The sequence below is a fragment of the Diplocloster modestus genome, assembly GCF_019042245.1.
GTDB lineage: Bacteria > Bacillota > Clostridia > Lachnospirales > Lachnospiraceae > Diplocloster > Diplocloster modestus.
The window spans coordinates 60,722-83,680 of sequence record NZ_JAHQCX010000023.1 but is presented as its reverse complement, the minus strand read 5'-3'; the positions used below and the strand labels follow the sequence as shown (position 1 = coordinate 83,680).

The window sequence follows — 22,959 nt, the reverse complement described above, 5'->3', positions numbered from 1 at the left end:
CAAACAAAGTGGGATATTTATTCTATTATCCCATATGTTTATCCTTAACTAACTGACATTGGCCGTGAATAGTAACCGTTATAAAACAATTTTTGGTAAATTTAAAAATAGTTATTGATTTTTTTGAATTATGGGTATAGTATTAGTGTATGTTTAATGTAGTTTCAATAACTACATATCGAAATATTCATTCGTTGTCAGGAGGTTTTCACATGAGTACAATGTCTGCTACTACAGCGTTACCCGCAAAAACAAAAGATACAAGGAAATTAAAAGAACCCGGCAGTGCCATCACGCATTTTATCGGTATGGTACTGGCTCTGACCGGAGCAATCCCCCTTTTAATCCGGGGAGCCGGGAACCCGAATCCATTTCATGAGATTTCACTGGCCGTCTTTATCATCAGCATGGTGCTGCTGTATGGCGCCAGCGCCACCTATCACTCCCTGGATCTGTCCACCGACCGTGCCAACCGCATTCTCCGCAAAATGGATCATATGATGATCTTTGTCCTGATCGCGGGCACTTACACCCCGATCTGTGTAATCGTATTAAAAGGTGCGACCGGATATGGCATGCTGGCTCTCGTATGGGGCATAGCTCTGGCTGGCATGATAATCAAAGCCTGCTGGATCACCTGTCCGAAATGGTTCTCTTCCGTCATCTATATCGCCATGGGCTGGATTTGTGTTCTGGCATTTACCCAGATCATCAACACGCTGACTGCCGCCGCTTTTGGCTGGCTTCTGGCCGGCGGGATCATTTATACGGTTGGCGGAATCATCTATGCCTTAAAGCTGCCGCTTTTTAATTCCCGGCATGAAAATTTCGGTTCCCATGAAATTTTCCATCTGTTCGTGATGGGCGGAAGCCTCTGCCATTTTATCCTGATCTATCAGTATATTGCAGTTATGGTCTGACCTTTGACAAATATGCCAGACAGCTGAAAAGAACCATCTGTGAACTTTCGTTCCTTCTGTATAGAATAAGAACAGGTTACAGATGGTTCTTTTATGATGTCACGGCTTTTTCAATGTCACGATCCGCTGTCCATTGTCTGCTGAACGATACTATCCATAATACTTCTGGTCAGCATTCCGCGTACATAGCCGAACACCTGTCCGTCCGCGCCGATCATAAAGGTGGTCGGAAACGCCTGGATACCATAATCCGCAAACACTTTCCCCGTGGTATCCATCACCACCGGATAGTCATATCCTCCCTCTTCCAGAAAGTTTTTCACTTCTTCCACCGTGCCGTCCTGATTTCCCGGATTGTCCTCCGTTTTTGGATTTGCCACTCCTAAAACGATCAGATCCTCTTCGTTACCTCCCGACTCCTCATACAGGGCCTGGATATCCGGCATTTCCTTCTGGCAGGGTCCGCACCAGGTGGCCCAGAAATTCAGAAATACTACTTTCCCCCTATAGTCCGACAGCGTATGCTCTACCCCGAATTGATCCGTCAACGTAAAGTCCGGAGCGTAATTAACCTCCTCCTGCTGCGTATCCGGGTTATCCGGATCGTCAGGCACATTGGGGTTATCCGGATCGTCGGATATATTTGGTTTATCGGCGGCAGCCTGTTTATCCGTAATTTTGCTATCGGAAAGATAACCGGTAACCCCATTCATCCATCCGGTGAACATCATGATTCCAATAAATATCATCAGAACTCCGCCAATTTTCACCGTATACTTTACGATCCTCTGATGCTTTCGGAAAAAATCCAGTACCGTGCCCGTAAACAATCCCACAGCCAGGAATGGAAGGACGAAACCTAACGTATAAACCCCGATCAATCCGAATGCCGCCGCAGAGCTCGATGCCGAGGATGCCATCAACAGCACGCTGGCCAAAGCCGGCCCGACGCAGGGTGTCCAGGCAAAACTAAATGTGAATCCCAGTACCAGGGCAACCAGCGGATTCATGGCAAAACGGTCCAGGCGGATCGGCAGCCGGTGTTCCCGCTCCATTCCAAGGCCTCCGAACAGTCCCAGCTGGAACAGCCCAAACAGCACAATCAGAGCCCCGCCGACCCGCGCGATTAGCACTCGGTACTCAGAAAAGAATTGACCGGCCGCCGTGAAGCCAAATCCGAGAAGAAAGAAAGCAAAACTGATACCGACCACAAAAAATAAAGTATTCAGTAAAACCTTACCTTTTTTATAAAATATCCGTCCGCTTTCATCCACACTCTTGGTCCCGCCGGCCAGATATCCTATATAGAGCGGAACTAATGGCAGCACGCAGGGGGAGAAAAAACTCACAATTCCCTGTAAAAACACCGTCAACGCAGAAACTCCTACATTAATATCAAATCCCATGAACCGTCACCTCATTTTCCTTATACCGCAAACCACATCGGAACGGATCTTTGCCCACCAGGACTCCGATAGACTCCTGCTGATGCCTCTTATTTTTATCCACGTTATCCAATGTTATACGCAACAATTCTAACCGTTTTTCACATCTCATTCTGTAATCGCATTAATTACAGTTGAGTCTGGTGTTATCATAACAGTTACAGTTTGATTTGTCAACTATATATTATGGCTTGTGTTATGGCTCTATCTATTATGATTATGTTCATTATGGCTTGATGCGTAAAAACAGCTTAAATCTTCTTAAAGCTATTTATAAGGAAGTTCACACTTTTTGTCGTCGGTACAAACGGAACGTTAGATTCCTGTTTTATGGAATTTACTGTTTTTTAAAATTCCTGCTTACTGCATTATCCGCGCGCACATACAGCCTGAAATAGCCGCATTACATTATACAGTACCTCCTGGTCTGCCAAAAACCCTCTGAAGCACAACCGCTCCGCCAGGCATAACATCGATCACATGAATCCCCGGTTTGATCACTATTCCCGCTTCCCATTTCACCTCTCCCCGGCAGTCATACACAGTCATCCGGTAATTCAGCTTAACATCCCCACCGGCACCTTCATCCACTGACAACCTCTCACTCCGATCCGTACCGCTATATTCCAGATATAGTTTATCTGCAGACGATCCGTTCACAAACAGCATGTCGGCATACAATGTTTCCATATGAATCACTTCGCGGGTATGCCAGGTACATGCAAACTGTTCTGCGAAAATTCCTTTGACGACATTATATCGGGCTATGGGATTCAGCGGTTCAAAAGTCCCTCTGATAAACGCGTTCTGGTACTTTCTCCACAAAGCACAGTAAAATCCGAGCATCTTCCGGTGATCCGCCGGTAATTCGTCCAGCCTCATGGAAATCTGCGGAACACTGAACAGGATATTAATGATCTGCAGTGCCGCGCTCTCGGCCGTATCCTTCGTATGCCACATGATCATATCCGAATGAACCGCACTGTCCCCGCTAAGAAGCCTGATATCTGTCACCCGCACATGATTTTCGACCGAGTCGAAGGGGCAGTCCACCGCGCGGAAAATGTTCCCGTAACTTCTCATCAGGGGTCCATTGTAAGTCTGCCGGAACTCCAGCAATATATCCGGCTTCCGGTTTTTGAGCCTGGCGATACAGTCCGTCATCAGACGGTCCGCCGCCTCATGGAAGGATTCGCAGTCTCTTCTCGTATCCGTTTCTCTCCCGCTGAACGGGGTCACAACGAATTCATCTACAAAGTCCATCTTAAACCCGTCCACATCCCAGTCCAGCAGGGCATTCTCAAACAGGGAAATGATAAATTCCCTGACCTGGGGATATCTGGGATCTAGCACATGCCATTCCCGGTCCGCGGCCGGATCGATCAGCATGTCCGAGAATCTTAGGAAGTTCTCCGACCTTTCGCCGATAAACGGCAGGGAATACCATGGAATCACCTTCATTCCAAGTGCGTGTACCTTTTTTACAAAGGTTGCCATATCAGGAATCTTGGAAACTGCCGGCTTCCAATCCCCGCAGTAGGCATAGCCCCGGTTCCCGTCGTCCGTCTGCCACCCGTCGTCCAGCAGAACCGCTTTGCAGCCTAAGTCTGCCGAGAGGCGGCACTGGGTCAGCAGTGCCTCCTCTCCGATCATCTGGTGGTAACTGTACCAGGTAGAGTACATAGGTTCCCTGGCGGTATCCGGGACGTAAGCAGGTTTGTTTTGCTCATCCGCCTCCCACCAAAGCGTCATATCCCGCAAAACTTCATAATACGGCATTTCACGCTGATCCAGCCGCAGGGTCACTTCGTATGACTCCCTGGCAATACGTTCTTCGGCAAACATTTCCATTGTGAACGCATATTCCCCGGTCTCCTCCACCGGAACGGCCTGAAACCCAAAGGTATTCAGGGTGTCGGACAAGCCCAGAGCCGCGCAGTTTTGATTGTTCATACCGATCAGAGCCTGTACCGGCGCGCCTGTGAATCCGTTTGTTTTATTCAGATATTCGAACCAATCCTGATTCAGTGCCTTGATCAGGTGGATCTTCGGATTCCATATCTCATGTACTTCACATGCCGGAACGGTCACCGTGCATACCACAGGCGGAAAAATCCGTTTTTCATCACTTTGTACAAGAACCTGTATGAAGGTAATCCCTCCGGTTTCCACTATCTCGTGGGAAATTTTTAAATTTCCCACATTTTTTGAAACGGCGAATTGATAAGTCCGTCTTTTCATTTTCCTATTCTTCCCGCCTTCTCTTCCTTAACAGCAATACCATACCTGCTGCCAGACTGATTAACATGATTACCGCCAGTATTATCGGCTGTGCCGGATCACCGGTATCGGCCGCCTGGCTGATGGAATCTCCAATGCCTCCGTCCGAATCCTTATTTTGATCCGTATTATTGTCCTGCTTATCCTGTTCCGTCTTGCGAAGCGCTGCCGATGCATCTTTCAGTTTCGCAAGGGCCTCTTTGTAATCGGCCTCTGACGCCTCCTGATTATTCAGCACGGCTTTGGCATAGATCAGAGCGTCTTTAAATGCCTGTACGCTCTGAGCCGTATAGCCTTTCAGATCTTTCGCCTCCGCTTTCGCGATCTCATCTGCGATCGATTTCTTGTATTCATCACGGTTCGGTCCCTTCTTAATCAGCGCAGCCACCGCCGCGTTCAGCCGCCCCCGGGCAGCCTTGAGATCCGCCGTAGTTGACGCGGGATCGTCCAGTACACCTTGTACAATCGTCAGCGTATTTCTCAATGCCTGCACGCTCTCTTCGGTATAGCCCATAAAATCTTTGTTCTGTGCCTCGGCAATCTCGATCTTCAGGGAATCCAGCTGGATCTTCCGCTCCGGATCTGCCGGTTCCGGTTTCGCCAGCGCGTCATAGGCTGCTTTCAGACTCTCATAGGCCGCCCGGAACTCCTCTTTCGTCGTGCCGGCCGCCAGTGTATCTTTTGCCGACTGCAGAGCCTTACTGAATGCCTGCGCGGTTTCCTGTGTATAGACGGAGAGATCCGTACCGCCAACCTCATTGATGTAGTCGGAGAGGATCTGACGCTGCGCTTCCTTCGCCGCTTCCTCCTCTGCCTGCCTGTAGAGCTCCGCCAGCTCTGTTACTCCATTTTCAACCTTTGTTTTCATGTTATCCACATCGGTCTGAAGGGCTTCCCCGTCGTTTGAAAGATTCGTGGCCTCCGTCAGCAGATCGTCATATTTCTGCTGCTGGGCCGCGCTTAGCAGGTTCCAGCTGGCCAGCGCCATTTTGTCCGACAGCTTCTGAATCTGATCCTTCAAAGCATTTGTGTCGGCTTTTTTTCTCAGCCCGTCCACGGCCATCGCCAGGTCTGCGGCTGCCGTATTGATCTCCGCCTGGGTGGCATCGTCCTTGTTAATCACGCCTTCGGCAGCAGGGAACAGCGCTTCCAGCTCGTTCCAGGTATTAGCCGTGTAGTCATTTTTATCCAGAGCCCTTGCCGCGTCAAGCGCAGCGCTCAACTCATCCTTGGTCGGAACGAATGTACCAAACACCTGGATCTCCGAGATATTCACCTTGTTGCTGAATCCGCCCCAGGAACCCTGATGTCCCCTGCCGGTGACTCTTATATATCTGGCCTTTACCGGAGGATCCGCTGTCAAATCCTGCGGTGTGGTCTGCCCGGCTTCTGTTTGAAGAGTCTCATAACTGGCAAGCACCGTAACCGTACCCTCTGTAAAATCAGCATCCGCGGACAGCTCAACCTTACAGTTCTTCCAGCGGATATAGCCTCCGTTGCTATAGATTGTGCGATACACCTCTACCTTATTAACCAGATATTCAGCCCCGAAGTCATACTGCAGATACACATCCTGCCAAGTGCTGTAACCATTGTCACTTCCGCCGGTCTCCTCACCCGCAGACAGCTGGGTAAAGTTTTCACCTGAATCTGAGGTGCCCGTATCACCGTCCGTGGCTTTTTCCGGTCTGGTAATGTTCGTGTTGGATGCAGGCATCTTCCCTTCGATCAGGCTCTTGTTTGCATCCTGTGAAACTGTAACCAGGCCATTGGCCGCCGCCTCCAGATTCCGGTAAGCTTCGATCTGTTCTTCCTGGGTGGCCTGTATATCAGCCAGTACATTCTGCGCCCGGTTGAGAGATACCGCAAACGCCGACCAGCTGGCGGTCGAGTAATCACCGATCTGCGATAGTTTGCCCTCCATCGCGGTCACCAGCTCTCCCAGATTGACCATCACAACCAGACCGTCAATGGCGTTGGAAAGCGCTTCGTAAGCATCCTGCACCTCCTGGACTGTCGCCCCGTCGTCATTCAGAACTCTATTGGCCTCCGCCTTGGCCGCAGCATAGTCCGCCCATGATTTATCGGTATACCCATCTTCTGTGAACGGCAGATCCGTCAGTGCCTGCAGCGCCTTCTTGTCAATGTCGCAGCGTACGATACTATCCAGGGAAGCTTCTCCCTCCGACACATAGAAGCGGATCGCAGTCTTGCCCGCCGGCAATGTTTCCATGATCTCCACTTTCGTCTGTGCTGCCGCAGGAACCAAAGCTTTTGCCGGCAGGTCCACAGTTTTTGCCTGTTCTCCGATCACATAAGTAAGTGTACTGTCTGTATTTGCTGCATAATTCAGCTCCAGTTTCGTCATTCCCGCACTGTCCTTGCCTACGGAAATCGTCACGCTGTTTGTTTCGCCAAAAGCCCCGGTAACCAAACGACCATTCGACGCATTGCTCTCTTTGTTAATTTGTGCCGTACCGCTTAATGTGTTCCGGTAGGACTCGAATTCGTAGGTCTTATCTTCTTTTTGTTCCTGTGTCCCGCTCAGCACGATTCCCGCAACTGCCCAGGAGGGAATCTCGGGTATCTCCACTGTTACCGAACCATCCGCTGCGACGGACGTCTCCACCGTCAGAGGCGCCTCTTCCTTGTCGTAGGTCGTCCGGTAGATCTCGGCCGTAACCTGGCTATCGGCCGCGTAGGGGACATTTTTCATATTTACGTCCACATTATCATAGGATTTAGCGGAATAATTGTTGATAAATGCTACCGCGTCACCGTCTGTATTCACCGCACCGACGGCATGGGACATGGAACCGTTGATGCCTGTGGATTTCACAGCGTAATCCCCGTCTCCCAGCCCCAGTTTTACCGAGAGCATTCCCCAGGTCTTCGTAAAATTAGCCAGATACGGATCGCCGTTATTCCAGGTGTACATTCCTTTTCCGCGCTCGACCCAGCCGGAACTGGCTTCATAATCATCCATGGGCACATCCGCCGGATAGCAGGTATAATATCCGCCTCCCGTGTAGCCGTCGACCATCATGTCGATCAGGTTCTTGGCATGCCAGCCTACGCTCTTGTAACCATAAGTCTCATTCGCCGGCTGGCCTGTGCTGATATTATATTCATTCAGGAAAAGCGGAATATCCTTTCCGGTCTTCTGTCTGAGCCAGTATTTCAGATTCCGGCTGTTGGCGCCGCCATTGCCGTCATTCTGGTTGGCCGGCCTGTCGCCGTATTTATGGATAGAGACAAATTCGATCCGGTCGGTCCATTTACTGTATTTATCAGATAACAGAGTTCCCAGTACGCCGTAGTTACCGCCCCAGCTGTCATCCGCGCCGCCCCCCAGTTTCACCTTCGGCTTTGCATCCGGATTGCCTGTAAGCTCGGCCTCCGCCTCATAGATGGCATCGATCGCCTGATAGAACTGGTCCGCAGCAATGTCATTCACGATATTTCCGCCTGTGTACGCCACGCCGTTTGGATCTCTCTGGTCGCCATGGGTCGGGATATACCAGTGGGGTTCGTTCAGGAATTCATAGTAATCAATCTTGTCCCGGAGCATAAAGTAGACTTTTTTCACGATATCCCGGTATACCGCCCAGTCCTTAGGCGCCCCGTTGCACACTTTCTTCGTGTGCGGATCACCGGGCACAACTTCTCCGGCCGACAGCCACTCCGGTATCTGGAAGGTCATAACCATGACCTCATAATTCTGCGCGTTGGCCGCATTGACCCAGCTCATCAGCCTGCCGGTGTTCCAGTTCTCCGGATTCGAAAGTCCGTTCAGGTATTCCCCGTTCGCCTTGTAATATGCCATGTCTTCCTTGTATCCGTCCAGTGTGAACTTTCTCTGCTGGCCATCCGGCCCTGTTACATAGTAATAGTCTGATTTTACATAGTTTGGCTGATCCGGATGATACGAAGAAGGTCTCTGCCAGTTGGTATCCGGTGTCTTGGTCCAGATCGGCAGGATCTCCTGAAACCGGGCATCCGCCCTCATAAACCGGACTCCCGCCTGATTCGTCAGCATCGGCCATACCTGGGAGTGATCCCCGATATCGCTGTCCTTCGTATTGACGCTGGGATAATGGGTAACACCGAATATTCCCGGATGTCCGGTGGATATGGTATTTCCATAATCGATGCTGACACTTCCGCCCGGCACCGGTTTTACTACCGTGACCGTACAGCCCGAGGTCTTCCCTCCATCCTCTGTGGTTGCGGTGACCGTCGCGGTACCGCTCTCGGCAGCCGCGCGGATGGAAGCGCTGACGTTATCCTGCGCCGTAATCTCCACAATCGCCGGATTCGAGGAAGTCCAGGTGATATTCTTATTCTCCGCATCCGCCGGTAAGATCTCCGCCGTCAGGGATGCGGTATTCCCCTGTTTCAGGTTCAATGTGGCCGGAGTAACCGTAACCGACGAGACCGAATTTTTGACTGTTACGTCAAAGGAATTCGTCACCGGGGGATCCGTGCCGTCGATCTTTGCAGTAATACTGCATTTTCCGATCTTTTTCGGAGTCAGAAGACCCGACTCAGCATCCACCACGACCACCGCCGGATCTGAAGATTCAAAGCGAACCTGCCTGCCGGCGGCTGACGATTCCGGGAAGATTCTGGCATCCACTGTGAAATCTGTTTTTTTAAGCGGAAGGACATAGCTTCCATCCGCCAGTTTCTCCAGCTGGTAGAGATTCTGAAGCCCTATAGACAGCTGGACATCCTTTGCCTCCAGCACCAGCTTGTCCGGTTTTAATTCCCCGCCGGCGGTATAGACCTGAATGGTATTTCCGCCGCCGGCTTCCAGCGTGACTTCAAAGTCCACAGGATGTGACAGTGAGACGGCGGAGCCGTTTACCGTGACAGGGGCATTCCCGTTTACCGATACCATAATATTACTGTTCCTGCTGGCAGCATACAGATGGGCGGTGTAGGTTCCCGCCCCATCCGCGGCCACCTTGCGCAGCGTGACGAAGTTATCTTCTCCGCCGAATCCCGAGACGGTCCGGTTAAAGGACGCTCCTGTGGTCCAGCCGATCTCCATGTTACCGCCAAAATGGTTATCCTGGCTCTCAAATTCGTACATGGTCTGGGCCGGAAGGCTCTTCTGGTTCCCGCCTTTAACGACCAGACCCATAGCGCAGCCGGCGGGAATGGCGGGGATGGCGGCTGTGATGATTCCGTTGGTCACCTGCGCATTGACCGTCTGCTGCGGAGAGGAACCGTCATCATCGGCGGAAGCCACATACAGTTCCAGCTCCACTTCGCCATCTTCATAGGGTACATTTTTCAGTTCGATACCCACGTCATTCTTAGCGGCAGAAAAGTTAGTCAGCAGCATGATTGCCTTATTTTGGCTGTTTACCATGGCAATGGAATCATCCACAGGCCAGCTGCTGCCCATATCCGTGGATACCACCTTGAAATCCCCGGCGTTCAGGCCCAGTTTATTGCCTAACAGATTGTATACCTTGGCAAACGGATTCAAGGCTGCGTTGTTCTCCGCATCCAGTGTATAAGTATAGCTTCCCGGCTGGTCTGCCGAGGAAACCGTCCCGTCGAAAAGGACCACATTCCACCCGTCCCGCATGGCTTTAAAAAGCGCGCTGGTGTGGTACTTGATCCCCTCCGCGCCGGTGACCTTACTGTCTGCGGAGGCGGCGTCCCTGGCGGCTGTAGACCATCCGGTCATGTAAAGCGGCAGATCCTGGTTGGACAATGCCTTGCGGATCGCCTTGCGGCCGGCCTTGAACTCACCGAATATATCCTTGGAAGAATTCCCGTCCGTGGGTTGTGCGCTGTATCCCCGCAACGACACATATTGAAGCAGCGTCTGGTCGGACTCCTCTTTCTTGTGGCTCAGCGCCGCTTTCACGTTGGCGGGCAGCGTATCGTTTTTATCTCTCAGAGAATAACCGAATCCTCCGATCTTCACCGTCGGAAGTACGTCCCGTACCTCCCGGGCTGTCGTGTAGTACATCTCGGTAAAATCCGCGTCGGACAGACCGACGGGCGGCGCGATCTCCACATGGCTGATGATATCTTCGTATCCCGTTTTGATATCGCCAAGGAATTTGCGGATCATCTTTTTGTAATCATCCACTTTACCGGAATCGTACATTCCGTTCCCATCCGCGTCCATCCAGGAGGGGAGATTGGTAAATTCCAGCATGGCCTTCATACCGGATCCCCGGACACTGGTTAAGATACTCCCGGCCACATGCGCAAGATTTTCATAGGCCTCCGTATTCATCGTATCCGCATTGTCCGGGAACAGCGCGGACAGATCCACGTCCACCTTTACCAGTTTAATGCCCATGGCGCCGGCCAGCTTCGACCACGCGTCACTCTGGTCTTTCGCCGGCGTCCCCACGCCGCCGAATAACTCCGGCGTGCCGGTTCCGATACTGGTATTATAGTCCACTACAATATTTCCGCCCGCGGCCCGCGCCGCCGGCTGCGTACCCGCGGCAGCCGCGGTTCCGCCGGTACCGATAATCATCACGGCGGATAAGATACCCGCCAGTATGCTCTTACATTTTTTCCTCATAATTGTCCCTCATATTATTCATCATCAAAATTTGTGATACGGTCTAACATTCTGCGATAGCGGAATCTCGCCATCTCATTTTTCTCCAGCACATCCTCTTCGCTTCCCGTGTACTGGCAGCGGATACAATAGTATTCCTCTTTATCCTTGTCATAGAACATATCGATATCCAGATCCCGCATAAAGCAGGACGGACACCTGTAATTTAATCTGCCCTTTCCACTCTGAGCCATGAGTGCAGCACCCCCCCGTCCTTCATCATTTTCCGAAGCCCCAGCGTATACATTGGTGAAAATGCGTATCCTTCACGGATATACCCTGTGACATCCTCTTCTGCCCCCACGCACGCTCTGGTGTTAATATTGGGAATCAGCACCTCCGCTTTCAGGGCATGCTTAAGCTCAATTTCCCGGCACCTGTATGCGTAAGAAATGCTCTGCTTCTCCTCTGTGCCTGCAACGCTTAACACGATGTCACTCATATCCTCCGGATACTCGGTAGTGCCGTAGCAACCGGTAAAATATTCCTGAATCTCCACTTCCGCGTCCGGATTGCTCATCTTTAGGATTTCCCTCCTGATCCGGATCTCGGAGCTTCCCTCCACAAAGTAAAATGTGGTCTGAATCTTCACCGTCAGGCCGCAGAATTCGATTTCCACAGGGTCCAGGGTCAGAATCCGAGTATTCCCGTCCTCACTGAAACGCGCTTTTGTCCTGCACAGGCACATGTCCACTTCTTCCCCTTTGTATACGATCTTACAGCTTTTGACGGTGCCCTCCCCCGCGTAATGGGTGAAGTATCCGGCCCGGTATTTTTCCTGGATCAAAAACGGATAGGACGCATCCTGCACATGCTTGGTGCCGATTCCAACCGGCCGGTCAATCTTAGCGGCATAGGGGCGCAGATCCACCAGCGCCCCGCCCTGGTTCATATCCACACATGCGCGCATATACGGATCCACATACCAGAACAGCTGTTTTTCAGAGCCGTACAGAATATCTCTCCAGAGTGCGCATTCCGGCTGGCTGTAGGTCTTATTGGCCCGGTAGAAGTCCGCGAACGCCGCCATCGTCATAGCTTCCAGTTCCCCCTTGTCCCGCAGTTCGGCGTAGTAGGCCATACCGTCCTCATAGCTTTTCAGCAGCAGCTCATAGGGCGCCTCCCAGCGTCCCATCTTATTCATCCAGCCCGGGCCTACAAACATCATGTTATAAGCGTATCCCCGGTTATACTTTTTCAGGGACCGGTACTGGTCGATCAGGTTGTACAGGTAAGGGTACTGCCCGTCCTTGTAGATCATGCCCCGCAGCACGTTCTGGGGGTGGGTGCCGAAGTTGGACCCGTTGCCGTCAAAGCAGGCGATCAGATCTCTGGACAGATGCGGTATCGCCACGATTCCGGAATCCTGTTCCTCATTCTCCGCAGGCGCATGAGTATTCTGTTTTGAAGGGATCCATGGGTTCCACGGACCGCCGTCAAACAGGGTGTACCAGGAGTTGTTGCAGGTGTGGTAGGCTTTCGGCCCTTCCTCCCAGCAGGTACCCACCGCGCATTTGACGGTTGGATACTCAGCCTTTATGTAGTTGGTCAGCTTTGCATCCATATAGTAGGAACCGGTGGATTCCGGGTAAAACCCAAAGCAGTCGTGGAATTTTTCGAACACGTCCCTGACGATGGTTTTCTTATCCTCCATGGAAAACATCCAGATACAGAAGTCTTTGGTCCGGTATTTATTCCGGAATTCCTCACAGGGCAGGCCCAGCAGGGTCAGTGCAATCTCATCCCCATACTTGTCATGGTAATCCTTCGCAAGAGACACCGCTTCTTCATTAAAAAGACTGGCGTAGGTCATCTGTATCGTGGTCTGAAAGCCGTTTTGGTGAGCGATGTCCTGCTGTGTCCTGAAGATATCCAGCGATTCCGTCAGCAGCGTCTCCCGGCCCAGGTCCTCCTCCTTCCCATGCCCCGTCACTTTTTCCGCATACTCCGGGACCATTTCCGGGCGGTGTATGATATTCAGAATAAATTTATTCATAAATATGAACGTCTCCTTTTTTCGTTTCTTTTTCCTTTTCCAGATGCAGCCGTTTCCCGGCTTTGTTTGGCTGTCGTCAAGAGTGGATCAGCTCTTGACCGCTCCGGCGATCATGCCGTCCACGATATATTTCTGCGCACTGATATACACTACCAGAATCGGCAGTATGGACAGCACGATAAAGGCGCAGACATAATTCCACTTATAAGTCATATATCCCACGAAGCTGTAGATACTAAGCGGTATCGTGTTCTTGGCCACGTCGGTGACAAAGTACAGGGAGATCTGGAAATCGTTCCAAACGCCCATGAATACGATAATGATATTCGTAAATACCGCCGGTTTTAACAGTGGGAATACCACCTGGAAGAACATCCGACTGAATCCGCAGCCCTCCAGCATGGCCGACTCATCCAGCGAACGTGGGATGCCTTTGATGACGCCGGAATAGATCATGACGCTCAGCGGCATCCGGGACGCCACATGGATCAGTATGATGGAGAGGTAAGTACCGCTTAACCCCAGCGTCTTCACAATGATAACTTCCGGAATCAGCGATAGCGGCGCGATCATCCCGATCAGGAAGTAATTGGACAAAAGTCCGCTCAGCCGGTCGCTTCTTCTCGTGAGGGTAAATGCGGTGACCGACGAGACCAATACGGTCAGCAATACGGAACAGCCCGTTATGATCAGACTGTTTTTAAACGCCCGGAGCAGTTTTCCCTCTTCCACCACGTAGGCGAAGTTCTCCCAAAGGAATTTCTTCGGTATGGACAGATTCACGATCGCCGCCTCTTCCACCGACTTAAAGGATGTCAGGATTACCAGGAAGAACGGAAAGACAACCAGGAAGGTCATCACCAGGCAGATGATATAAACGGCAGTATGGGACATTGCTTTTTTTGTCTTATAATTCATCAGATATCCGGCTCCCTTCTTCTCAGAAAATTCAGCAGCGGCGATATGACAATGACGATCAGCAGGAATTGGATCAGGTTAATGGCTGACGCATATCCCAGCGTTCCGACACGCATGGCGTCATAGGACAGCTTGCTGATCACCTGGGTGGCCCCGTTGGGACCGCCGTTGGTCATAGACATGACAATATCGAATATGTTAAAACCGCCGATCACACACAGTGTAATGGTCGTGTTGACGGACGGTGTCACCAGCGGCAGCGTAATAGCCTTGGTCGTCTGCCACGCGCCGGCGCCGTCAATCCTTGCGGCCTCATATACATCGGTGGATATGGACTGCAGCCCTGCCAGGATGATAGCCGTGTTAAAACCGACCCACATCCAGGATTCCACCGCGCACACTACATACAGCACTATATTCGTATCCCCCAGCCAGTTCAGCGCCAGGCTGCCTAGTCCGATACTGCGCAGCGCCTCGTTTAAGATTCCGGTATCCGGCTGCAGGATAAAGGTAAATACATAACCAATGACCAGCGCCCCGATGGTACAGGGCAGGAAAATCACCGCCCGGAAGAAATTCCGTCCCTTGAACGCACGGTTTAAAAGCAGTGCGAAGACCAGTCCCAGTCCCACTTTCAAGACCGTCGTCACCAGCGCGAACAGGAAGGTATGCCCCAGCGCAGGCAAAAAGCTTTGGGACGCGAACAGATCTTTGAAATTACTTAAACCCACGAACCCGGGAGATTCAAAATTGTAGATGCTCCAGTCTGTGAACGAAAAGATAAAACCGCCAACGATAGAGCAGACATAAAAAACGGTAAAGATGATGATTCCGGGAATGGCAAATTGGAGCGGATAATACTTGCGTTCCAGTCTGCTGACATTTTTTCGCTTCACGTTATTCCTCCATTTCTCTATAAAAATACTTTTACCTGATTCAATAGGACGCACTTCCTATTGAATAAAAAAGGGGTGTCACAAAATCCAGCCCTGCTGAAATTCTGTAACACTCCTTTCTAAATCCGGTCTGCAGATTTATTTGAATCCGTCAAATCCGAGCTGTTTGCCGACGGTAATCACAGCATCACTCCAGATCTTGGCGCAATCTTCCGGTGTCTTCTGACCCAGAAGCACGGACAAGAATGCACTGTTCGCATCGTCGGAAGGTGTGATTACATAGGTCTGGTTGTAGTGGATCTCGGTGTTGCCGTCATCCACATACTTCTGTGTATCAGCCAATGTGCTGCTGAGGTTGGCGGCCTCGATGCCTTTCCATACGGAAGTGCAGGCTCTGGTCTGAAGGTTCAGCTTGATATTATCATCCTGTGCCATGAAGTTCAGGAAATCTTTCGCAGCATCCACATTTTTACACTGATTGGATATGTAGTATCCCCCGGGACCGGCGATCGCCAGTTTGCTGCTGCCGTCTTTGGTGGGAGCCGCAAACATACCGATCCTGCCAGCCGCTTCCGGCGCAACTTTAGCGTACTCCGGATCTGCCCAGTCCCCCATATACATCATGGCGGCTTCACCGGTTCCGAACGCTTTCTGGGCCATCTCGTATTTAGCGGTAGCCATATCCGAGTTGATATATCCCTTATCCACATAGCTCTTCAGGCGTACGAACATCTCGTTGAACTCGGGCAGGGAATCCCAGCGGATTTCATTCTTGTTCAGTTTCTCCAGGCAGTCCGGATTGGCGCTTAAGATATTCGGCCACTCGCCGTTCATGATCTGGTTTACGGTCCAGGCATCCGCCATGGATACATACAGAGGCGTAATCCCGGCAGCTTTCAGTTTATCGCATACCGCATCGAACTCTTCAAAAGTTTTCGGAACTTCAATGCCGTTCTTCTCAAACACATCCTTGTTGTACACGATACCAAAGGAGTTTACACCGCCATTGGGGAAGCAGTAAACTTTTCCGTCGGTATGGGTTACAAATTCTTTTCCGGTGTCGGTCAGTTTCTCTACCCACGGTTCCGCGGACAGATCCACCAGGTTCTTCTCATGCTGGTAGGATGTGGCCTGTGTTCCGGTATCTCCGATGAAGATATCCCACATACCGCTGGTAGACATCTTGGTCTGCAGCAGGGAATCAAACTGGTTGTCATCGATAGCCTGTACGTCAACTTTGTTGCCGGTTTCCTTTTCCCAGGCATCTTTATACGTATTAATATTGGAGATCTCCACATGGGAGGCTTTCAGACCCACCGTAATGGTAACGCCTCCTTTTTTGTCATCCGTGCTCTCCGGTGTGCTCTTGTCTGCCGCGTCCGTATTGTCGCCGACGGTGTTTTCCGTGTTTCCGCCGTCGGTACCGGCTGCATCGCCGCCGTTTCCGCATCCGATCCCTGTTATGGTGATGGCCAACGCAAGACTGATGGCTGCGGCATGTCTTAGTACTGTTTTCAATTTCATAATTTTTTTCCCTCCGTTCATTTGATAGCTTCATTTTATCGATATTTCTGAAAAAAAAGAATGTGATTTTTTTCCTTTCGGGATGTATTTTTTTGACCTGTTGGTGATTACCTGTCATTTTCCGACTTTCTCCTCTGTCAATTCTTTCCATAATTCGATATAATTAAGAAAGCAGAAAGGAGAATCTGCCATGAAACCATTTAAAATACGTAATATTCCATTCAAGACAAAACTTTTTCTCAGCGTCGGCATCCTTTTTCTGACACTTGCCCTGATCGTCTGCCTGCTGTTCTCCAGAACTTCTATTAAAAATACGATCACAAACGAACGGATATCCTCCGATATTATCCTGGAGCGGATATCAACCCAGATCGACTCCCTGTATGAGCAGATGAATATAGCCGCCACCTCCATCACCAAAAATCCTTCCCTGCGTTCTATCGTTCTCAATCTGAACACTTCGGAAAATGAAACCGCCCAGGCATATATCACGCAGCTCCAGCAGGAAAGGACGATTCAGACCGCACTCGGCAACATGATGTTCTCTCCGATTATCTCTAACGTGATGCTTTACAATCAGGAAAAAAATTATTTTTATTACACCGGTACCTATTATGATGATATGAACTATGTCTACCAGGCTCTCGCCACGGACCGGGCCGCCGTATCCTTTGCCACCGAATCGATCATCTACCGGGCGCCCTCCCAGAGTCCCTGGACTCCGGATGACCGCATGGTGTTGTCCGTGCTGCGCAACTTCGCCGACGCGGCCACCACACAGGATACCATAGTGGAAATCCAGGTTTCAAGCCAGCGTCTGAAGGACATCTGTACCCAGGATACCTTCCGGGATGAGAAGGAAATACTGATCTTCGATTCCGGAGACCGTATGGTATATCCCTACGACCGTCAGATCACCACCCTTCCTAAGGATTCCATAGACCGAATCCAGGAACAGATCAAAGCCGGGGAGAACCGCTATCATTCCTATGAATATGCCTACTGCGCCCATCACAGCGACACAACAGGATTTACCGTGGTACTCATCTCCAACAATGGTACGGTCCACAGCCAGACCAGAACCTATATCCTAACCACCGTGATTACGGTACTGCTGACCCTGGTCCTGACTCTGGGTATTATCTTCACGCTGATCACCCAGTTTACCAGGCCATTGAACCAGCTGATCTATCAGGTTAATAAGCTGAGTCTGGACTCGGATACCAAGCTTACGCTGCCGTCGGACACCTTCAACGAATTCGAGATCCTGAACACCTCCCTGAACCAGATGGTAGCCAAGCTAAAAGCCTCCATCCAGGAAATCTATGAACTGGAAATCCGTGAAAGCAATGCGAATCTGGCGGCGCTTCAGGCCCAGGTGGACCCGCACTTTCTCTACAATGCACTGAACAGTATCAGCGCTGCCAGTGAAGTGTACGGCAGCGATGTGACCACCGTGATGTGTCAGGACCTTTCCTCCATGATGCGCTATGTAACTTCAAAAAAGACGGAAGTAACGTTAATCGAGGAGCTGACACATACGAAAAACTATCTGGAATTTATGAAAATTTCCAATGACACAAATTTTGACTACATTATCGATGCCCCCCGGGAGCTTTATGATCTTCTGATCCCCAGGCTCTCCATTCAGCCATTTGCCGAAAACAGTTTCCGGCACGGTTTTAAAAACACACTGCCGCCCTGGCATCTATCGCTGATCTGCCGTGCGGACCCTGACGGCTGGGTAATAGAAATTACAGACAACGGCGGAGGATTCAGCCAGGACGCCCTCTCCCACATTTCCGAAGAACCCATCGAGGCCACCGAACTGGAGATCAACGGGCTGGGCCTGAACAACACCTTTTCCAGATTATCCCTGTATTTCGGAGAGCAATTTTCCTACAAAGTGGAGAATCTCTCCCGGGGCTGCCGTATCACACTGAAAGGAGCTTTTAAGAATGATTAAAGTACTGATCGCTGAGGATCAGGTATTAATTCAAAAGGATATCTGTAAAAAAATAGAAAAATCAGAAAAAAACGTAGAGATAGCAGGCACAGCCATGAACGGCCAGGATGCCTATGAGAAAATCCTGACTCTCCATCCCGACATCCTGATCACCGACATCCGAATGCCCATCCAGACCGGGCTGGAGCTGATCCGCAGGCTGAAAGAAGAAAATATCTCCATAAAAACCGTAATTCTAAGCGGCTACAGGGACTTTGCATACGCAAAAGCTGCCATTCAGTTAGGCGTGGACGAATATCTGCTGAAACCGGTCAGTGTAGAGGATTTGAGATATGTACTGGATACGCTGGAAGAAAAGATTTTATCCGAGCAGGATTACAGCTACCAGCAGGCACTGTACCGGATGCTGAACTCCGGCACTCTGATTCCTGACTATCTCCTGAACACCATCCGTTACACCGTATGCCAGTTAATGCTGATCAATCTGAATTCCTGCGCCACCTTCTCCTTCCAGGACTGGCTGCCATATGAAAACGAGCTGGAAGAGATACTAAAAGGTCCTGTGGTCAACAAATACCTAAAAAAGGGAGAAACGGTCCACCTCTGCAGCGGGAACACCTACAATCAAAAACTCCTGGTATTTTTCCTGAACAGGACCACAGAGGAAAAGCTGGACATGATGGCCCTGGAACTGCAAAAACAGATCATGAAAATCACCGATGCAGTTACCATCTGCATCTCCAAACCCGTCTGCAGTGTCAACAACCTGGCCGCTGAGTACAAATTATCAAAAACGCAGTTAACCAATCAGCTGATCTTCGCCCACTCTGCCATTCTCCACAACCGGGAATTCCTGGAAAGCTCTCAGGATCCGGACGTCACCTTGCAGGACCAGCAGCTGGAAAACTTCCGTTTTTGCATTCACACTCAGAATCCGAACGTCCTGCTGGAACACCTGGATGATTTTCTGGCACTCTGCGATCAGAAACGCACCACCCAGAAGCAGCTTGGCAACTGCCTGAAGCAGCTGCTCCATATATGCTTCGACAGCACCGGAAGCAGAAACTTAAGCAGCAAAGAACTGGAAATCGATGAGTATCTCTCAAACTGCAAAACATACGCGGAACTAAAACTCTCGCTTCACCTGCTGTTCGGCCAGCTGTTCCGGCGGAAAATCCCAAATCTGACGACCTCCGCCAATCCGGAAACCCTGGTCTCCGAAGTAAAAGAATATATCCGCAACAACTACGGAAGAGATATTAACATAAACGACATCGCGATCCACTTCGCCATAACCCCGGCCTACTTAAGCCGGCTGTTCAAAAAGCACTCCGATGTGCGTCCCATCGAATACCTGACCAGTTACCGGATCAGCCAGGCCTGTGACTACTTCGCCCATTCTCAGCTCACGGTCCGTGAGGTCACGGAGCTGTGCGGTTACTCCAACCAGTTCTACTTCAGTAAGGCATTCAAACTGATCACTTCTATGTCCCCGTCGGAATATCGGATTCAGCATCAGGAGGTGGAATAACGGGCTAAGGGGCCGCAGGGAGGTCCGGAGGCAGGTCCGGGCAGGTCCGGAGGCAGAGGGAATCGGCGGGGTTTTCGGGGCATGGATGGATCTGGGCGGCAGCCCCTGGGGGGACGGAGTAAAAGTGACCGGCGCCAAACCGCTTCGGCCGGGCCTAAGAACGGGTAACTCCGATGGAGTGAGAACCTCTGATTAGCAGGATCCGGGACAAACTCGCCAAAAAACGTCTCAAACAGTGTCCCGGGTCCTGCGAGGTTCTCTCTCCATCTGCGTAACCCGTTCTAACGCCCGGCCTCAAGCGGTTTGACGCCGGTCACTTTTACTCCGTCCCCCCAGGGGCTGCCGCCCAGATCCATCCATGCCCCGAAAACCCCGCCGATTCCCTCTGCCTCCTGCATTTCTGAAGGCCTTTTTCCATGGTCATCTGTGTTGAGCTGCAGCATGGGAATCCTTCTGCTCATAGGAACTTAGGCATCACCGAAGTAGGAGCGGGCTGGGGCAAGAGATGCCTCTGGGTAGGCGGCCCTTGCCTCAGCCCTTTTTATTACTTACTTTCCATTCAAGAATTCATCAATCCCCTGCGCCGCTGATTTTCCGGCACCCATAGCCAGGATAACCGTGGCTGCTCCGGTGACTGCGTCACCGCCGGCATACACGCCTTCTTTTGTGGTGGCGCCGTTTTCTTCCTGGGCTACGATACATTTTCTCCGGTTGGTCTCCAGCCCCTTTGTGGTTGAGGAGATCAGGGGGTTCGGAGAGGTTCCCAGGGACATAATTACAGTGTCCAGCTCGATCTCGAACTCGGAACCTTTTATTTCTACCGGTCTGCGTCTGCCTGATTCGTCCGGTTCGCCCAGTTCCATTTTGATGCAGCTCATACCGCGGACCCAGCCGTTGTCGTCGACCAGAATCTCAAGGGGGTTCGTCAGCAGGTCGAAGATAATGCCTTCCTGTTTTGCGTGATGTACTTCTTCTACTCTGGCCGGAAGCTCCGCTTCGCTTCTGCGGTATACGATGTGCACTTCCGCACCCAGACGCAGGGCTGTCCTGGCTGCGTCCATCGCTACATTTCCGCCGCCGACTACCGCTACTTTTTTGCCGATCATAATCGGGGTGTCGTAGTTTTCATCAAAGGCTTTCATCAGATTGCTTCTGGTCAGATACTCGTTGGCGGAGAATACGCCGTTGGCATTTTCTCCCGGGATCCCCATGAATTTGGGGAGGCCGGCACCGGATCCGATGAATACCGCGTCAAAGCCTTCTTCGTTCAAAAGCTCGTCGATGGTTACGGATTTTCCGATGACTACGTTGGTCTCTATTTTTACACCCAGTTTTTTGACATTTTCGATTTCCGGAGCTACTACGCCTTTCTTAGGGAGACGGAACTCGGGAATTCCGTAGACCAGAACACCGCCGGGTTCGTGAAGTGCTTCAAAGATTGTCACCTCATATCCCATTTTTGCCAGGTCTCCGGCGCAGGTTAATCCTGCGGGGCCGCTGCCGATCACGGCTACCTTTTTGCCATTGGTTTCTGCAGGCTTTTCAGGGGAAATGCCGTGCTCTCTGGCCCAGTCGGCCACAAAACGCTCCAGCTTTCCGATGGAAACCGGTTCTCCCTTAATTCCGCGGATACATACGCCTTCACACTGGCTTTCCTGGGGGCAGACACGTCCGCATACTGCGGGCAGAGCCGATGATTTACTGATTACCTTGTAGGCTTCCTCGATATTGCCTTCTTTTACCTCGTGGATGAAGCCGGGAATGTTGATTGCTACCGGACAGCCGGTTATGCATTTTGCATTTTTACAGTTAATGCACCGTACGGCTTCTTCCATGGCTTCTTCCTGGTTATATCCATAGCATACCTCCTCAAAGTTGGTGGCACGCACTTTTGCATCCTGTTCCCTGACAGGAACCTTCTTTAATACATCTCCCATTACTCGTCACCTCCGCAATGTCCGCAGCCGCCATGATGCGTATCGCCTTCCTGCAATTTTAACATGGCTCTGCCTTCCTGAGTCTTGTAGATCGTCTGGCGTTTCATCGCCTCGTCAAAATTCACCAGATGGCCGTCGAATTCCGGGCCGTCCACACAGGCAAATTTCACCTGATCTCCTACGGTTACACGACAGGCACCGCACATACCGGTTCCGTCAACCATAATGGGATTTAAACTAACAATGGTGGGAAGTCCCAGTTCTCTGGTCAGAAGACATACAAACTTCATCATGATCATAGGGCCGATCGCGACCACCTGATCATAATGCTTTCCTTCGTTCTGAACCAGATCCTTAATCACTTCTGTTACCATGCCTTTGCGCTCATAAGAACCGTCATCTGTGGTGACATACAGATTTCCGGCCACTGCCCTCATCTCGTCTTCCAGGATCAGCAGGTCTTTGTTCTTGGCTCCGACTATGACATCCACATCTATACCGTTTTCTTTCATCCATTTTACCTGCGGATATACAGGAGCGGTGCCGACACCGCCTGCAACGAAAAGATATTTTTTTTCTTTCAGCTCTGCGGCCGGCTCGTGTATGAATTCCGACGCCTGCCCAAGAGGCCCGATCACATCGCGGAAGCTGTCTCCTGCCTGAAGTTCAGCCATTTTCTTCGTAGATGCCCCGACAATCTGAAATACGATGGTAACAGTGCCGTCCTCCCGATGATAATCACAGATCGTCAGCGGAATCCGTTCCCCTTTCTCATCCATTTTTACGATGAGAAACTGTCCTGGCTCACAGGACTTTGCGATTCTGGGCGCTTCCACGTCCATCAGAAAAATATTTTCTGCTAATTTTTCTGCCTTGCGTATTTTGTACATACTATTCCTCCTCAAACTTACTATTTGCTCCCCTTAGCTTTGCAAATAGGTACGT

Annotated in this window: 15 protein-coding genes; 3 read left to right on the top strand and 12 right to left on the bottom strand. The window is 50.9% G+C overall.

Going from position 1 to position 22,959, the window contains the following annotated elements:
* Positions 1-212: 212 nt before the first annotated feature.
* Complete coding sequence (trhA, locus tag KTH90_RS22600; RefSeq protein ID WP_238727512.1) at positions 213-920, top strand: PAQR family membrane homeostasis protein TrhA; 708 nt, start codon at positions 213-215, stop codon at positions 918-920.
* A 116-nt stretch (positions 921-1,036) separates the two neighbouring features.
* Here trhA and KTH90_RS25380 read toward each other — a convergent pair whose 3' ends face one another.
* From KTH90_RS25380 to KTH90_RS22555, 9 genes are all read right to left on the bottom strand, one after another.
* Positions 1,037-2,326 carry a redoxin domain-containing protein gene (locus KTH90_RS25380; RefSeq protein WP_158355219.1) on the bottom strand — a complete coding sequence of 430 codons (1,290 nt, stop codon included), beginning with the start codon at positions 2,324-2,326 and terminating at the stop codon, positions 1,037-1,039.
* On the bottom strand, positions 2,316-2,477 hold the full coding sequence (locus KTH90_RS22590; RefSeq protein WP_238727511.1) for a hypothetical protein: 162 nt from the start codon (positions 2,475-2,477) through the stop codon (positions 2,316-2,318). Before KTH90_RS22590 ends, KTH90_RS25380 begins: the two co-directional genes overlap by 11 nt.
* Before the next feature lie 296 nt (positions 2,478-2,773).
* Positions 2,774-4,606 (bottom strand): glycoside hydrolase family 36 protein, encoded by a 1,833-nt coding sequence (locus KTH90_RS22585; protein ID WP_158355221.1) that lies wholly within the window; start codon positions 4,604-4,606, stop codon positions 2,774-2,776.
* A gap of 4 nt (positions 4,607-4,610) precedes the next feature.
* Complete coding sequence (locus KTH90_RS22580; protein WP_238727510.1) at positions 4,611-11,207, bottom strand: Ig-like domain-containing protein; 6,597 nt, start codon at positions 11,205-11,207, stop codon at positions 4,611-4,613.
* Positions 11,208-11,221: 14 nt separating this feature from the next.
* A complete protein-coding gene (locus KTH90_RS22575) occupies positions 11,222-11,440 on the bottom strand; it encodes a hypothetical protein (protein ID WP_158355226.1) in 219 nt (72 codons plus the stop codon).
* Positions 11,413-13,242, bottom strand: a complete 1,830-nt coding sequence (locus tag KTH90_RS22570; protein WP_238727509.1) for a hypothetical protein — start codon at positions 13,240-13,242, stop codon at positions 11,413-11,415. The genes KTH90_RS22575 and KTH90_RS22570 overlap by 28 nt, the downstream gene beginning before the upstream one ends.
* An 87-nt stretch (positions 13,243-13,329) precedes the next feature.
* Positions 13,330-14,160, bottom strand: coding sequence for a carbohydrate ABC transporter permease (locus KTH90_RS22565; protein ID WP_158355230.1), 831 nt, complete (start codon positions 14,158-14,160; stop codon positions 13,330-13,332).
* On the bottom strand, positions 14,160-15,056 hold the full coding sequence (locus KTH90_RS22560) for a carbohydrate ABC transporter permease (protein WP_158355232.1): 897 nt from the start codon (positions 15,054-15,056) through the stop codon (positions 14,160-14,162). Before KTH90_RS22560 ends, KTH90_RS22565 begins: the two co-directional genes overlap by 1 nt.
* A 138-nt stretch (positions 15,057-15,194) precedes the next feature.
* Entirely contained in the window at positions 15,195-16,580 is a 1,386-nt protein-coding gene (locus tag KTH90_RS22555; protein WP_238727508.1) for an ABC transporter substrate-binding protein, read from the bottom strand.
* Between the two features lie 190 nt (positions 16,581-16,770).
* On the opposite strand from KTH90_RS22555, the gene KTH90_RS22550 reads away from it, so the two are divergent.
* Both KTH90_RS22550 and KTH90_RS22545 read left to right on the top strand, forming a co-directional pair.
* Positions 16,771-18,546 (top strand): sensor histidine kinase, encoded by a 1,776-nt coding sequence (locus KTH90_RS22550; protein ID WP_158355234.1) that lies wholly within the window; start codon positions 16,771-16,773, stop codon positions 18,544-18,546.
* Positions 18,539-20,077 carry a response regulator transcription factor gene (locus KTH90_RS22545; protein WP_158355237.1) on the top strand — a complete coding sequence of 513 codons (1,539 nt, stop codon included), beginning with the start codon at positions 18,539-18,541 and terminating at the stop codon, positions 20,075-20,077. Before KTH90_RS22550 ends, KTH90_RS22545 begins: the two co-directional genes overlap by 8 nt.
* Positions 20,078-20,358: 281 nt before the next feature.
* Here KTH90_RS22545 and KTH90_RS22540 read toward each other — a convergent pair whose 3' ends face one another.
* The 3 genes from KTH90_RS22540 to KTH90_RS22530 all read right to left on the bottom strand — a co-directional run bounded on the left by KTH90_RS22540 (position 20,359) and on the right by KTH90_RS22530 (position 22,904).
* Positions 20,359-20,520, bottom strand: a complete 162-nt coding sequence (locus tag KTH90_RS22540) for a hypothetical protein (protein WP_238727507.1) — start codon at positions 20,518-20,520, stop codon at positions 20,359-20,361.
* A gap of 105 nt (positions 20,521-20,625) precedes the next feature.
* On the bottom strand, positions 20,626-22,014 hold the full coding sequence (gene gltA, locus KTH90_RS22535) for an NADPH-dependent glutamate synthase (RefSeq protein ID WP_158355241.1): 1,389 nt from the start codon (positions 22,012-22,014) through the stop codon (positions 20,626-20,628).
* Positions 22,014-22,904: a sulfide/dihydroorotate dehydrogenase-like FAD/NAD-binding protein gene (locus KTH90_RS22530; RefSeq protein ID WP_158355243.1), complete on the bottom strand. Its 891-nt coding sequence runs from the start codon at positions 22,902-22,904 to the stop codon at positions 22,014-22,016. Before KTH90_RS22530 ends, gltA begins: the two co-directional genes overlap by 1 nt.
* Positions 22,905-22,959: the final 55 nt, after the last annotated feature.